Source organism: Methylomonas rosea, from assembly GCF_024505055.1.
Taxonomy (GTDB): domain Bacteria; phylum Pseudomonadota; class Gammaproteobacteria; order Methylococcales; family Methylomonadaceae; genus Methylomonas; species Methylomonas rosea.
Window position 1 is genome coordinate 1 of sequence record NZ_JANIBL010000086.1, and the last position, 15,035, is coordinate 15,035.

Genomic DNA, 15,035 nt, shown 5'->3' on the forward strand with positions numbered 1-15,035 from the left:
CAGACCTTGCTCCCTCTCCCCCCGGGAGAGGGCTGGGGTGAGGGGAGTTAAAAGTCCCGGCAAAATTAAATTTTTTGCCCTTCAAGCAAACAACACCCAGAATAAAACCCAGAAAGCTTTAGCGCGAATACTCAACCAAACTGCGCCGCAATCTGTCCCTGAATTTTTTCCGCCATCGCTTTACGGTCAGCCGCATCGCGGATGGGTCTGCCCACAACTATATAGTCCGCGCCGTTTTGAATGGCCTGTTCGACGCTTACCGCACGTTTTTGATCGTCGTCTTCGCGGTTGTCCACCGGCCGGATACCGGGAGTGATTACCAGCAGCTTTTCGCCCAACTGTTCCCGAATCATCGCCACTTCCAGGCCGGACGAAACAATGCCGTCGCAGCCGATTTGCAAAGCGCGTTTGGCGCGGGATAACACCAACTCACGCACATCGCATTGAAAACCCAAGTCGTCCAAATCGCCGCGATCCAGGCTGGTTAACGCGGTGACTGCCAAAACCTTTAAGTCGCCTTTTGCCGCTGCCGCCGCTTCCATGATGGAGTCGTTGCCATGGATAGTGGCCAAGTCCACACCTTTATTACTCAACGCTTTAATGGCGCGACCCACAGTCGCCGGAATATCGAAAAACTTAAGATCGACAAATACTTTTTTATCACGTGCCTTCAGCCATTCGATAAAACCGAAATAGTCGCCGGACATGAACAACTCCATGCCTACTTTGTAAAAAATCACCGTATCACCCAACTCTTCGACCAAGGCTTGCGCCTCGGCGATGCTGGACACATCCAGGGCCATGATCAGGCGCTCGCGGACAGGAATGGCTTTAGCTGATATGAAAGAATCTGACATAGGAATTATGAAATAGTCTGTTTACTTAGTTAAGGGTGGCGTTTTTATTGGTGAGCTTGGCAAGACCTGCTAAAGTGGCTTGCAAGCAACGTTGAATTTTCAGTCGGCATTCGAGTACCAAATGCTGCGCTTGCGATTTCGCTAAGAATTAGTGCCTAGCGGTTTACATGCCGCCGCAGGCGTTTCATTAAACTTTCATTAAGCTGAAATAATTTTGGCTTAAAGTCCTATAATCAGGCAGGCAAATGATCCACTCATTAAGCTAACCAGTATATTTGATATGAATCAGTTTCGCCCAAAAGGATTTATCAGGCCGCTACAGCCCGAATTGCAAAGCATTAAGCGGGCAATGGACACCGCGTTGATTTTTATCACGCTATACATCTCTCTGCATATTTATGGCGAGACGTTCAGTCGTGAATACCTAGGCTTATTCATTGTTTGCACGGTGCTGTTCGGTATTTTTGCCGAGCATCAGGAAATCTATCATGGCTGGCGTGGCGATCCCCTCTTTGACGACGCCGTGCGGATATTGTTGTCGTGGATAGTGGCCTTTGCGCTGATTGCCAGCAGTTTTTTCGTGTTTGACCTTGGGTTTGAATACTCGCGGCAAGTATTGGAGCTTTGGCTGCCGCTGGCACCGCTCAGCATCATCATGCTGCACTCTTTGCGCCGCTCGACCTTGTCTTATCTGCGAATGCACGGGCTTAATACCCGAAACTACGCGATTTTGGGCGGCAATTCGTTAGGTAAGCGCCTAAACACTGCGTTGACCGAAATGCCGTGGCTTGGATACAGCTTTGTGGGATTTTTCGACGACCGTATCGAAAACAAGCAGCGCAGGCAGGATGAAGACATGGTCGACGTCATCGTTGGCGACTTTAAAGAGCTATTGGAAAGAGCGCAGCGCGGAGAAATCGATCATATCTATATCACCCTGCCCTTGCGTGCGGAAAAGCGAATCAACCAATTGATTCGAGAGCTGGCCGATAGCACCGTGTCGGTCAACATTGTCCCGGACTTTTTTACCTTTAACCTGATGCAGTCCAAACTCAGCAGCGTAAAAGGGATACCGGTGGTCAGCGTTTTCGATACGCCGTTAAATTCGTCGCTGGACGGCGCGGTCAAACGCCTTGAAGATTTGCTGTTGTGCGCGATCATCCTGCCGATTATCGCCATTCCGATGCTGATCATCGCCATTGCGATCAAGATTACCTCGCCGGGGCCGGTCATTTTCAAGCAAATGCGTTACGGCGTTAAGGGTGAGCAGATTGAGGTTTGGAAGTTTCGATCTATGTCGGTGTGTGAAAATGGCGACAGCATCAAACAAGCCACGGCCAACGATAGCCGCGTAACGCCCTTGGGCGGTTTTCTGCGCCGTACCTCGTTAGACGAATTACCGCAATTTCTAAACGTATTGAGCGGCACCATGTCGGTGGTTGGGCCAAGGCCCCACGCAGTGGCTCATAATGAATACTACCGCAAGCAGATCCAAGGCTATATGCTGCGGCACAAAATGAAACCCGGCATCACCGGCTTGGCGCAAATCAGCGGTTGTCGCGGAGAAACCGAAACCATCGACAAAATGGAAAGACGGATTCATCACGACCTGGAATACATCCGCCAGTGGTCAGTCATTTTAGATTTAAAGATTGTGGTATTAACTGTTTTTAAAGGATTTGTGGGGCAACAGGCTTACTAGTGCTTAATTCCATAAATAAGCGATATAAAAATAAGCCATAAGCCATAAGCCATAAGATATTGATTATAAAGAAATTTTTCTTTCACTTAATGGTGCAATTAAGCACTAGGATGTGTTGAAAAGTCATTTTTACGTATCTTTAGTGTTGCTCGGAAGACATCAGTAAATTCAGTTAATTGTGATGCGCGTTCTCGCATTTCCAAATTGTGAAAGAATGGGGCGTCGATATAAAACTCGAGCTGGGATTGCTGAAACGTTAATTGTCAGCCACAACGGCATAACCAAGCCATTCACACGCAGTGGTATCGAATCAAAATGTAAGCAATGGGAGATCATGAGTAAACTAGCTCTAGGGATTCAAAACCAATTGCAGGGGGCTTTCTGCTCGCGATGACTGTTGGTCCTGTTGTAAATCTTAAAAGAATGGCAAAAACGTAAGCCCTTTTCTCATAGGATTGAGGAGGTTGAAACGCTTGCAATTGACTGAATGTTTCAGTCGATATTCGGGAATCAAATATCAGTTACCAGTATATTCTTAGTGCCCTATATAGCAAACGCTAAGCCTATGCGATCATCCGCTCTTGTCCCTTCTTGGGCGCTCCTTGCCTAATTGATTAGAAGGGAAAATTTATGCTAGCCAGCAAAGAAATGACTAAGGGCTCCGCAAATCTTAAATTAGCAACATTATCGATAGCTTTAAGCATCTGCCTGATAGCTATTCTATTCATAGAATCGTCTCGACCGCCGCTTGAAATTCTAGGCCAGGTGCCGGGGTTGGACAAAGCTGCCCATTTTTTAGCATTTGGTGTATTGGCGTTGTTATTGTGCATGGTTTCGTTCAGTGTGCGCGGTAATCCTTATATTCCATTGTTTTCGACACCATCGCTAATTGTGATACTACTTGGTATTGCCGAAGAGGGGTATCAAATGACCGTAACCGGGCGCGTCGCCAGTTTACTGGATTTGATGGCTGATATTTGCGGAGCGGTTTTTGTGATTTTTTTGCTCAACCGTAGTCGTTTGCTAAATAAATTAAAAATACTATTGTCCTAGGGCATCAATAATGTCAGTTATGACATGAAACATTAAGCGATCATAAATATATATATTCTTGAAAATGCCTCAAAACAATTCAATGATACTATCATCTAATAAAAATTCCTCTGCTTCCGTAGATGTCGAAAAAAACTATTATCTGAAAGTGGATAGAATTGGTTTTGGTTTTTTTGAGATCCTGGCTTTCTTTTGCGGTTTACCATATTTTTATACCATAAATGTTTTTGGTGAGTTATATGCTACCGAATTACTTTTACCCGTAACCGCTGTCATACTGGTATTTTTTCGCGGCGAGCGAACTGTATTCAAGGAAAAGCTGTTCTGGATGTTTTTGTTTTCCATCATTATGATGATTGTAGGATATATGGTTTCCGATCTTATGGCGGGGACATCGAAAAGTAACTACATCAGAGCTTGGGGACGAAATATTATTTTGTTGTCCGATTTTATTAGTTTATCAATAATAGTGGCGGCTAATAAAAAATATGCTTGGTGGTATGTATTTGGGCTGGCGCTGGGTTCTATTCTATATCTTCGATTGACTGGCGTTCCTTTTAATAATGCTTACTGGAAAATTGAATATAGCCAGCCTGTTTTGTTGTTGGTATTTGTTGTCGGAAATTTTTTGCCTAACTTCCTTAAAGTTTGGTTGGCAGTCTTAATTGGCGTATTTAGTTTTTACATGGATGGCAGGTCCTTTGGTGTTATCTGTTTGTTACTTGCTGCGATGCTATGGGTACGCCTTGGAAATCAAGATGGGCTAAGAATTAGTGGGAAAGTTTTACTTAACATTGCCCTGTCGGGTGCGATTTTATTTTCTATTGTGGTTTCGGTTCTGGAGCAAACCGACCAAGAATTCTCTGCTCGACGAGAAGCTTCCTCGTTATCTCGTTTTGCGGCGATAAAAATAGCATTGATAGCTATTGGAGACTCGCCAATTATTGGGTATGGCTCATGGGGTGAAGGTACAAAAAAATATGCGGATATGCTTTATGAGCAAACCGTGAGAGAGCAGCGCGAAGTGCGTCAAAGTAATATACGTAGGGGTAAAAGTTTTCTAGCGCACTCACAGATTCTTCAAAGTTGGATGGAAGGCGGTATTTTGGCTGTTCAACTATTTATGTTTTATGGGTTTCAATTGTTGGTAGCATTAAAAAATTTAATTACGATTCGTCGACTCGATTATGTATATCTTATTTATGGTTTTTTTATGCTTATTTCGTTATGGCATTTGTTTATGAGTCCATATAGTGGAAATCACAGAGTAAACATAGCGATAGCAATTGCAATTATATGCGCCGTTAACGCGGGAAGCATCCATAAAAAGCAAAATTAACTCTGACTCTATATTCGCTATATGGGCTTAATTAAACGGATTTCAAATATTTTTCAATCTGAGCAAAAGCTGTCTTTGATCAAGGGGGCTTTGGGTAGTTTCTCGTTAAAGATTTCGTCAACAGGAATGAACTTTTTATCCGCCATTCTAATGGCTAGGCTCTTAGGCCCTGGTGATTACGGCATTTACTCGTATGCAATGGCTATCATATTTTTTATGTCTGTGCCTACTTCGCTTGGACTTCCATCTTTATTGGTTAGATACATTGCAAGCTATTTTGCCAAAGAGGAGTGGGGGTATATAAGAGGACTTATGGTGACCTCTAACAAAATAGTTTTGGTTCTTTCGGTTACTATCGTTTCTACTGCTTGGTTCGTTACTGAGGTTTTTAAGGACAACTTTAAGCCGATGCAGCTTTACACTTTACAGGCAGCGTTGTTTTTGTTGCCGCTATCTTCAGTAAGTGGATTGAGAAGCGCTGTTTTGCAAGGGCTTAATAGAACAATAATAGGGCAATTTCCCGAAACGTTATTAAAATCGGCTGTAATATTAGGCTTGCTATATGCTGCGTTGTTATTTTTACCCAGAAACCTGATTACTCCAGTTTTTGTAATGCATATACAAATCGTTGCTACTGCAGTCGCTTTTGTTTTTGGGTCAATTTTCTTATGGAAGTTTATACCTAAAAATGTCAAGAAAACTTCAGCTAATTACGAGTATAAAAAATGGCTAAGATCTGCATTACCTTTTATGCTTTTTGGAGGAATGATTGTAATTAATCAAAAAACAGACTTATTAATGCTCGGTTGGTTGAGTGGAACTTATGCTGTCGGCATTTATGAAGTGGCAACTCGAGGCGCGGAAATTTTTATATTTATTTTAGTTTCAATAAACGTTGCCGCTGGTCCAACCATGACAAATCTCTATGTAAAAGGAGAAACTCAACGCCTTAAAAATTTAGTTGCAAGTTGTACAGGAGTAATTTTTATCATCTCGTTTTTCTTGTTTTTGGTTATATACTTTTGGGGAGAGCTTTTGATCGGTGTTTTATTTGGAGCTAAATACTCAGAGGCTTATAATCCTCTTGTAATATTATGCACTGGTCAACTATTTAACGCGTTATTGGGTACGGTCGTTGGGCAGCTACTAATAATGACTGGTCATGAGCGTGAAACAACAATAGGTATAGGGTTTGGGGCTTTGATGAATTTAGTGCTCTGTTTCTATTTAATACCAGAGCTCAAAGCTGTAGGTGCAGCATTTGCTTCTGCAGCTAGTTTAACCTCAGGAAATCTGTTGTTAGTATTTTATGCGATAAAAAAGCTTGGTATAAACACCACGATATTTGCATTGCTATTTCATAGAAGAAAGCTGCATAAAATTTAATGTAGGGTATTAGGATAAGAAACATGATGCACTATGGCTTGTTGATTTTTTATCGCTATAAATTTAAAGCATTACGGCTGTTGTTTTTTATATATTCTATTGTAGGTATAAATGTTTTTGCCAAGCCTATGTTTTCATTTTCCGCTGAAAATTATACTAGCCAGAGCTTTTTCAGCCAGACAGCAGTTTCTGCAATAAAAGAAAAGAAAAATATTAGCAGTGTAGGTGGAGTGGAATATGAGGTTTCTATACCGACTATTGACGCGGGGTGGTACGAGCTTTGGGTGGAGGCAGGCGAATGGCCAACAGACGTTTTTTTGGATGGTGAGTTATTGGCTCATACTGTCTTAAGAAGTCGATTGTGGCCCAAAAACGGCAGCCTTCACAAAGTTGCAAACTTAAATTTAGACGGGGGTAAGCATGCCATCCGTTTTGAAAGATTATATTTTCCTGGTTTGCCGAATATACGTAGCATCGCTATTAAACCGGCTGAAAACCCATCGGGAATGGTTAGGGCTAAGGTAGGATCAAATTCTTTGATATTTCGCCGTAACGAGGTCTTTTCGCTTGATTTATTCACAGGTCAAAATTCTGGGTCGCTGAGCTTGAGTATTCGAGATGCCGCAACCGAAAAAATTATTAGTAATATAAGTCAGAAAATCACGGCAAACGAAAACAACCTTATTATCCCCACCGACAAGGAGGGGGTTTTCGATATTGACTTCAAGCAGCCGGTATCCGGACATGTAGAGCGTACAATTCAATATGCCGTGGTGGATACCAATCCTTCGCCTGTGGATGTTCCGTCTAACTTAAATAAGCAGCTTATAAGTACAATAAATCCGAATGTTACGCCGAGTGATTATTTCAGTACCTTGCCCGTTCAGTCGGGAGACTATATGGAGTCTGGTGCTAACGGTGCTTACGAAAACCCCGCTAACCCTGACTATTTTGCATATACCCTGCCGCTTCCGGACAAGAACGGATTTTATTTAGTGGAGGTGGATTATCCGGATGATAAAAACCGAGCCTTTACAATCTCCTTAGTGGATGAAGCAGTTAACCCCTATGCGCTGGATTCGGGCGTGGTGACAGGTGGTGCGTTCCCTTTAACAAATTCGATAAAAACCACGCAGCTCTTTTTTTATGCCCGTACTATCAATCCCAGGCTGTTATTCCTGAATTGGCATACCAATCAAAAAATAGCGGTTAACCAGATCAGGGTTTTTAAGATACTTTCCAGATTGCCTTCTTTGTTGGCTCAAAGCTCCGAGCGGCAATTCGGAACGTTTTTCGAAGAGACGTTGCGCTTTACGACGTATTTTGGTGCTAGCCCCAATTCTAACGAGTGGGACGAAATTAAAAAATCCGCTGATCGGTGGGCGGAATGGTCCAGGTTTGCTGGCGTTAATTTGTGGATGCAGTCCATAGCCAATTATCAGTCCATGATGTGGCCTAGTCGATTGTTGCCTGGGTATGCGCCCGCAGAAGAAGATCATTATGGATTGATAGGGCCCTCATCCGAGAAAGATCCGTTACAAAAGGATTTGGTGCGTTTGCTGTTGTTAACGGCTGAAAAAAATAATATTTCATTCATTGGCGAACTCAATCTTCCAATGATAGGTTTTATTAAAGACGGTTTGGATCTGCGGTTTGGTGGTACAGGTGATGCCAAGCACAACTCTACTCAAACCCCATGGTTAACGGTCTCTGACCAGGGTAGGATTGGTGGAGACTCGCCTTTCGATCCGTATCTTAATCCGGTTCACCCGAAGGTCCAGCAATGGGTTGAACAGTTATTTACTGAATTAGCAGAGAGATATAAGGATTCTCCTGCATTTAGCGGCATTGCAATAAGGTTAATGGGCTGGGCTTTTTCATCCTGGCAGGCTTTTCCTTCAATTCATTGGGGCTATGACGACTACACTATCCAGTTGTTTGAAAGCGAAACAGGGATTGCAGTGCCAGTATCTACGTCGGATACGACACGCTTTAAAAAACGCTATGATTGGTTAATTCAAACTCATTATGAACAATGGGTGGAGTGGCGGTGTAATAAGATTTTTAATTTTTATAAAAAGCTTTCTGGTATTTTGCAGAAGGCTAGGCCGGGATTAAAGCTTTATATTAACGCCTTTGGCCCGGATTATTCGGCTGCAGATTGGGGGCAATATGGTGGCTGGCGCGGACGCGCAACAAAATTAAATAATCTAGGTTGGTTCAGAATGATAAAAGAATCGGGAGTCGATCCGGAGATGCTTAAATTGTCTCCAGATATAATATTAAGTAATGCTTCCTATTACCCTCCTGGTGTGCGCGCAAAAGGTATTGAAGCGAGTATGCAAGCCGATACCGAATGGAAAGAACTAAAAGATCCTGAGTCTATTTTGGCGTCTACTCGACGAAATGCTAACGGCACTGAAAGTTCTGCTCAGTTTATCTCTAATTATATGGAGTTCGATTTCCCTGTTAAGAATATAGGGCTCAATAAGCTCCTGCGCGGTAAAGATAAAATAAGAATCTGTGGCGTGCTGGAGCCGCCGGGTAAGTTGGTATTAAGTCGTTACCTTGACGCCTTGGCTAAAGGTAATATCACTTTACTGACGGATGGCGGCATCGGATATATACTTGGGCAACCTAACGAGCTAAGGCCATTTTTAAAGGAATATTTTAGTTTACCTAAAATAGGGATGCAAAAAGCAGGTAGCGTCGACGATCCCGTAGCTCTGTGGTATGGCAACAAATCCGAGGAAGTCTATTTCTATTTGGTGAATAGATCGAACAAGACAATTAATGTTAAACTTGAATTCACCGCAGGAGCTGAGAGTTTAATGTTAACGTCGAATGCAGTCGTTGATGCTGAACAGGTCTCATTACCTCCTTATAGTCTAACCGCATTTAAAGCAGTTGAGTCGAATAGCGTGCCTAAGGGCTTTGAAATACTTTCATCACCGTGAGGTGAGTTGAAAGCTGGGTTTAGTTTATAAAGACCATGTTTGGTGTGTTGGGTAGTGGTTATTTTTTAGTATCCATTCACTGGTTGCGAAGTGTACGGTGGATAAAGCCTATCCACCAAAATTGCCGGATGCGCTTCGCTTATCCAATCTAAGATTGCTTTAGACTGTATTGAGTGAATATTAATTATTTAAAATATTTCTCAGAAGTGCTTAAGTCTGGAAATGTTATCATAAACTTCTAATTGTCTAAGGATTTTAGTTTGAAGCTGTCTATAGTTACCATTTCATTTAATCAGGCCAATTATCTTGAACGATCGATTGAGTCGGTCATTAATCAAGATTATCCCAATATTGAGTATATTATTGTCGATCCCGGTAGTACCGACGGCAGTCGGGATATTATTGAGAAATATAGAGATAGAATTGCTAAGATTATATACGAGCCCGATCAGGGGCCGGGGGATGGTTTAAACAAAGGGTTCTCGTTTGCTACCGGGGATATTTATGGGTATTTAAACTCTGATGATACGCTTATGCCGGGAGCTCTTAAATACATAGCCGAGCAATTTGAAAACAACCCTAGTGTCGATGTCATTTCGGGGCATGCATATATTGTCGATAAGGAAGATAATATTGTTCATAAAGTGTTCTCGCATCCTTTTTCACTCGCTTCGTATGCGGTTGGGTGTTGCGTGTTAGTACAACAATCGACTTTTTTTAAACCTGCAATATTCGCTCGAATTGGAGGGTTCAACAAATCTAATAAACTTTGTTGGGATGGTGAGTTAATGGTTGATATGGCATTAAACGGGGCGAAATTTAAGCTTGTTAGGAAGTTTTTGAGTTGTTTTCGTATTTACGACGATTCGATTACCGGTTCGGGGCAACAGGTTGGCGATAAATACCGGGAACAGCACCAGAAAATCGTCAATAAGATACTCACTGCCGGTGTTAAACCGCTCCCTAGAAAAGTCGAATGGCTACTTACCCGGATCAAGGATCCATTATCGACTATCGATAGAGTGATAGATGGTTTTGTACACAAAAAACGGCTAGTTTAAATATGAAAATATTACACATCATTCGATCAGTCAATCCGGAAGGTGGGGGGCCTATTGAAGCGGTAATTCAGCTTTCTCTGACAATGCAGTCATTTGGTCATGTCGTCGAAATATTAAGTCTGGATGAAGAAGATGGTCGACTGAATCTAAAAGAATGCCCGCTGACAGTGCATGCTAAGGGGCCTGGAATTGGCACCTATGGCTACAGCAAAAAATTCATACCTTGGTTGAGCGCTCATGCTAAAGATTACGATGCGTTTATCGTCAACGGTATCTGGCAATACCACAGCTTTGCCGCGCATAGCGTTCTTAAAAAGCTTAACTCGCCTTATTACTTGTTTACCCACGGTATGCTGGATCCCTGGTTTAAACACCAATATCCATTGAAGCATTTAAAAAAATGTTTGTATTGGTTTTGGGGAGAGTATCCGGTAATCAGGGATGCCGCCGGAGTGTTGTTCACTTGCGAGGAAGAAAAAGTCTTGGCGCGCCAGTCGTTTTGGCCATATCGCTGTAATGAGAATGTCGTAAATTTTGGTACTGCCGGGCATGTCGGCGACGCAGCCGAGCAAAAGCGCGAGTTTTTGGATAGCTTTCCGGATCTTCGTAATAAGCCGTTTTTACTTTATTTAAGTCGGATTCACCCCAAAAAAGGGGTCGACTTGCTGCTTGAGGCATTCGCGCAACGAGCGGGCCTGAGGCCGGATTTGCAATTGGTAGTCGCTGGTCCCGATCAAGTTGGCTGGCAAAGCGAGCTGCAGGATCTCGCCGCAAAGCTGGGGATTACAGATAGAGTCACATGGACCGGTATGTTAAAAGGAGACTTGAAATGGGGCGCCTATCACGCCGCCGAGGCATTTATTTTGCCTTCTCATCAGGAGAATTTCGGCATAGTGGTGGCCGAAGCGCTATCTTGTAGATTGCCGGTGTTGATAAGCAATAAAGTGAATATATGGCAAGAAATCGCCAATGCCGATGCCGGGCTAGTAGCCGATGACACCCTTACCGGTTGCGGAGAGCTGCTTGATCGTTGGCGGCAGCAAGATAATGAACGAAGGATTCACATGGGGTGTAATGCGCTTAATTGTTTTAAGGATTACTTTGAAATTACAAGTGCGGCGAAAAGCTTGCTTGCAATAATATCAAAGTGATTTGATCCATTCGGTGTGAATTTTTGAATATGCATTTATATTTGAATAGACTTTTGATTTATTTGGTAATGCAGTGATGGCTTTTGTAGGCGCTTGGCAATATTTATTAAGCTAAAACGATGTAAATAAGGATGGTTATGAGAGTTGGTATTTTAACGTATCACTTTAGTGATAATTATGGGGCGCTATTTCAGGCTTATGCGTTACGAAAATGGTTTATGGATCAAGGGTGTGAGGCTAGCTTTATAAACTATCATCCTGATTACGTAGAGGCTGGGGGAGAAATAAATTTTAACAAACTGATTTCTAAAAGTAATCTTAAAGTTATTTATCTAAAGCTGGCTAGGTTGAAAAATATATGGTTTGGTGATCGCCAACAACAAGAAAATTTTGAAAATTTTAGAAGAGAGTTTCTTGGTATAACTGGTGATGAATACAAAACACGTTCGGATTTAGAAGCTGCGTCGTTATACTACGATATTTTGGTCTGTGGTAGTGATCAAGTTTGGAATCCATCAGAGCATTTTGGTGTTGACCCCGTATATTTTTTGAATTTTAAAACAAAGAATTCGAACGTTCGCCGCATCTCCTATGCTCCGAGTTTTGGGCGAAGTGAGATTAATCCGAGATATAGTGATGAAATTAAAGAATTGCTTTTGAGTTTGGATGGTATATCTATAAGGGAAATGTCTGGGGTATCGATCGTAAAGCAATTAACAGGGACTGATCCGGTTTGTGTGCCTGATCCTACTGTATTACTGTCGGATTATTCTGGAATTATTAAGAAGTATGATGTTTCGGCTAATAAGCATGTGTTTTGCTATGCATTACGTTCCAGGAATGTGATTGGAGATGTGGCTGAAGCAGCAGCTAAGCATTATGGTGCGGCGCTTTATTCGCCTCATAATCCTCATAGGAGATGGAAAGAAATTGGTGAAACGGTTTATCCTTGTCCGCGCCAATGGTTATATTTACTAACGAGATCTGAATTTGTAGTAACAAACTCATTTCATGGTACTGCATTGAGTATATTACTTAATAAGCCTTTTGTGGTAGTCGGTTTGCAAGGCAGTAGAGCAGGTTTTAATGCGCGAGCTTTGAACTTGCTTGAACTTGTAGGATTGAACTCAAGGTTCTTGGACGATTCAAGCCCTGAGAAAATATCAAAGGTTTTAAGTGACTCAATTAATTGGGATGAAGTCAACGAAAGGATAGGAGCACTTCGTGCCAGTGGAGTGACTTATCTTAAAGAACAGTTATCCCGTGTTTTGGAAAGAGCCGATGGCTAGCGAATTTTCAAAATATAAATATGTCGATAATTTATCAAAAAAAAACAAGTTAATCAGATTGGTTTGGACGACTGTGTGGTGGCTTTTGTTTAGGCCAACACCTCGTTGGTGTCTAAATGCTTGGCGCATTTTTTTATTGAGAATTTTTGGCGCTAAAATCGGCGTAGGAAATAGAGTGGCGCCGTCTTGTTTTGTTTGGGCTCCATGGAATTTGGAAATGGGGGATTATTCCGTTTTAGCTGACGATGTGGATTGTTACAGTATGGATCGCATTAGCATTGGGTCTAAAGTGGCAGTTAGTCAGCGTACTTTTCTTTGTGCTGGAACGCACGACATTTCTTCGCTTCTCCGTCCGCTTGTCACTAAGCCTATCACCATAGGTAATCACGTTTGGATATGTGCCGAGGCTTTTATAGCGCCTGGAGTAAATATCGGCAATGGTAGTATTGTTGGTGCTAGAGCGGTTGTAACGAAAAATGTTTCGGAGTGGATTGTGGTTGCTGGGAATCCGGCTACCTTTATTAAGGCTAGACAAGTTAATGAAACTTAGGGGGAAGTTTAATGTTTATAAAGGATTTGATGAATGTCTTAATTATTCCATATGAATATGCGCTTGATTTTTTTAGAGCATTAAAATGGAGTAAGGCTTCGCCGTTATGTCCAAAATACAAGCAATTACATTACGATATTTTGTTGTTAGCTCACACCGTAGAGAAGGGGTTGAGTATATCGAATCCCAGGCCAAAGTTTGGTGTAGATAAAATATCAAAGTTACTGAATTATCTTGAACAATATAGTTCTGAATGGGATAGTTTTCCGTTGGAGAAAAGTTATGGCTGTCTTCAATCATACGTTAGATGGCACAAAGATCGGGATATTGCTCTGGAAGGCTTTGGGCTGAAAATTGAGAAATTTCTCTCCAGGTGCGAGGATTTGAATATCGAGCCGAAAGGCGGAGTTAAAGAAATTTCGAACTCGTCTGTTCAGTTAAATGTTGAGGCAGAGCGTTTCCTTAATTCTCGTTTTAGCTGTAGGCGATTTTTGCCAGGGATTGTAGAAGACTCGATTTTGGAAAAAATAGCTGAAATTGCACGACGAACTCCTTCTCAATGCAATAGGCAATCGGGAAGAATTCATTATTATTCTGAGCCTGAAGATATTTCAAAGTTGCTTCGGTTGCAGGGTGGTGCAGAGGGTTTTCGCGAGTCAGTAAACAATTTATTTGTAATTTCCTCAGAAATTAGCGCATGGAGTGGATTTAAAGCGAGGAGTCAGGCTTATGTTGATGGGGCTTTATTGGCAATGCAGGTTTTGAATGCTTGCCAAGCTTTAGGGCTTGGAGCATGTCCTTTAAATCTTGCTGTATCAAATAATAGAGAGCTTGATATTTGTAAAGTTGGAAGAATATCAGTGGGCGAGAGATTGATAGTCATGATTGCTTTTGGTTTGCCTGAGCCGATTGATCTTGTTGTTGCAAGGTCCGAGCGTATGCCTATCGATAAAGTGATCATCAAGCACTAGTATTGAGTTTCGGGGGATAAAAATAGGAAATTATGAGCGACATATCTGTCATTATTTTAACGTACAACGAGGAAAAGCACATTGAGCGTTGTATAAGCAGCGTCCTTCCTATCGTTTCGGAAGTGTTTGTCGTTGATTCGTATTCTAGTGATAATACGGTTAAGTTAGCCGAAGCGTTAGGGGCAAAGGTTTATCAAAACCCTTTTATTAATCACGCAGCGCAATTTCAGTGGGGTCTTGATAATTGCCCAATTCATACGGGCTGGATAATGAGAATGGATGCCGATGAATATCTAGAGCCTACTTTGGTAGAGGAAATTATAAGAAAGTTTCCAGAGTTACCCAGAGATATAAGCGGAATTTATCTAAAGCGTAAGCATCATTTTCTTGGGCGTTGGATTCAACACGGTGATCGGTATCCTTTAGTATTGCTTAGAATTTGGAAGGCTGGGCAAGCGCACATAGAAAAACGCTGGATGGATGAACATATTGTTCTTGACTCTGGTAACTCCGTGATATTTGACGGAGACTTTGTGGATGATAACTTGAATTCCGTTGATTGGTTTATTGCTAAGCATAACGGCTATGCAAGTCGAGAGGTAATCGAAATTCTAAATCATAAATATAGGTTATTTTCCCGCGAAGAGTATTTCGAAAAAGCTGAGGCGGGACAGGCTAAAATTAAACGAATAATTAAAGAGAGATTTTATAATCGTTTG

12 protein-coding genes are annotated in these 15,035 nt (G+C 42.0%); 11 read left to right on the forward strand and 1 reads right to left on the reverse strand.

Annotated features, from left to right (window positions below; genetic code table 11):
* Nucleotides 1-131: 131 nt before the first annotated feature.
* Nucleotides 132-857, reverse strand: a complete 726-nt coding sequence (pyrF, locus tag NP589_RS19915; RefSeq protein WP_256608536.1) for an orotidine-5'-phosphate decarboxylase — start codon at nt 855-857, stop codon at nt 132-134.
* 280 nt (nt 858-1,137) lie between these two features.
* Here pyrF and NP589_RS19920 point away from each other — a divergent pair, with 280 nt between their 5' ends.
* The 11 genes from NP589_RS19920 to NP589_RS19970 form a co-directional block, all read left to right on the forward strand.
* Nucleotides 1,138-2,559, forward strand: a complete 1,422-nt coding sequence (locus NP589_RS19920) for an undecaprenyl-phosphate glucose phosphotransferase (RefSeq protein ID WP_256608537.1) — start codon at nt 1,138-1,140, stop codon at nt 2,557-2,559.
* 630 nt (nt 2,560-3,189) lie between these two features.
* Entirely contained in the window at nt 3,190-3,612 is a 423-nt protein-coding gene (locus tag NP589_RS19925) for a VanZ family protein (RefSeq protein WP_256608538.1), read from the forward strand.
* A gap of 64 nt (nt 3,613-3,676) precedes the next feature.
* Nucleotides 3,677-4,951 carry an O-antigen ligase family protein gene (locus tag NP589_RS19930; RefSeq protein ID WP_256608539.1) on the forward strand — a complete coding sequence of 425 codons (1,275 nt, stop codon included), beginning with the start codon at nt 3,677-3,679 and terminating at the stop codon, nt 4,949-4,951.
* A gap of 21 nt (nt 4,952-4,972) precedes the next feature.
* Nucleotides 4,973-6,337 (forward strand): flippase, encoded by a 1,365-nt coding sequence (locus NP589_RS19935; protein ID WP_256608540.1) that lies wholly within the window; start codon nt 4,973-4,975, stop codon nt 6,335-6,337.
* A 23-nt stretch (nt 6,338-6,360) separates the two neighbouring features.
* Nucleotides 6,361-9,294 (forward strand): family 10 glycosylhydrolase, encoded by a 2,934-nt coding sequence (locus NP589_RS19940; RefSeq protein ID WP_256608541.1) that lies wholly within the window; start codon nt 6,361-6,363, stop codon nt 9,292-9,294.
* A 260-nt stretch (nt 9,295-9,554) separates the two neighbouring features.
* Nucleotides 9,555-10,355, forward strand: coding sequence for a glycosyltransferase family 2 protein (locus tag NP589_RS19945; protein ID WP_256608542.1), 801 nt, complete (start codon nt 9,555-9,557; stop codon nt 10,353-10,355).
* Nucleotides 10,356-10,357: 2 nt separating this feature from the next.
* A complete protein-coding gene (locus NP589_RS19950; protein ID WP_256608543.1) occupies nt 10,358-11,506 on the forward strand; it encodes a glycosyltransferase in 1,149 nt (382 codons plus the stop codon).
* A 137-nt stretch (nt 11,507-11,643) separates the two neighbouring features.
* Nucleotides 11,644-12,795: a polysaccharide pyruvyl transferase family protein gene (locus NP589_RS19955; RefSeq protein WP_256608544.1), complete on the forward strand. Its 1,152-nt coding sequence runs from the start codon at nt 11,644-11,646 to the stop codon at nt 12,793-12,795.
* The gene (locus NP589_RS21710) at nt 12,788-13,345 is read left to right on the forward strand and encodes an LbetaH domain-containing protein (RefSeq protein ID WP_305891074.1); all 558 of its coding nucleotides are present in this window, start codon (nt 12,788-12,790) and stop codon (nt 13,343-13,345) included. Before NP589_RS19955 ends, NP589_RS21710 begins: the two co-directional genes overlap by 8 nt.
* An 11-nt stretch (nt 13,346-13,356) precedes the next feature.
* The gene (locus NP589_RS19965; protein ID WP_256608545.1) at nt 13,357-14,316 is read left to right on the forward strand and encodes a nitroreductase family protein; all 960 of its coding nucleotides are present in this window, start codon (nt 13,357-13,359) and stop codon (nt 14,314-14,316) included.
* 32 nt (nt 14,317-14,348) lie between these two features.
* Nucleotides 14,349-15,035: glycosyltransferase family 2 protein (locus NP589_RS19970; protein WP_256608546.1), on the forward strand; the 687-nt coding region annotated here is incomplete at its 3' end.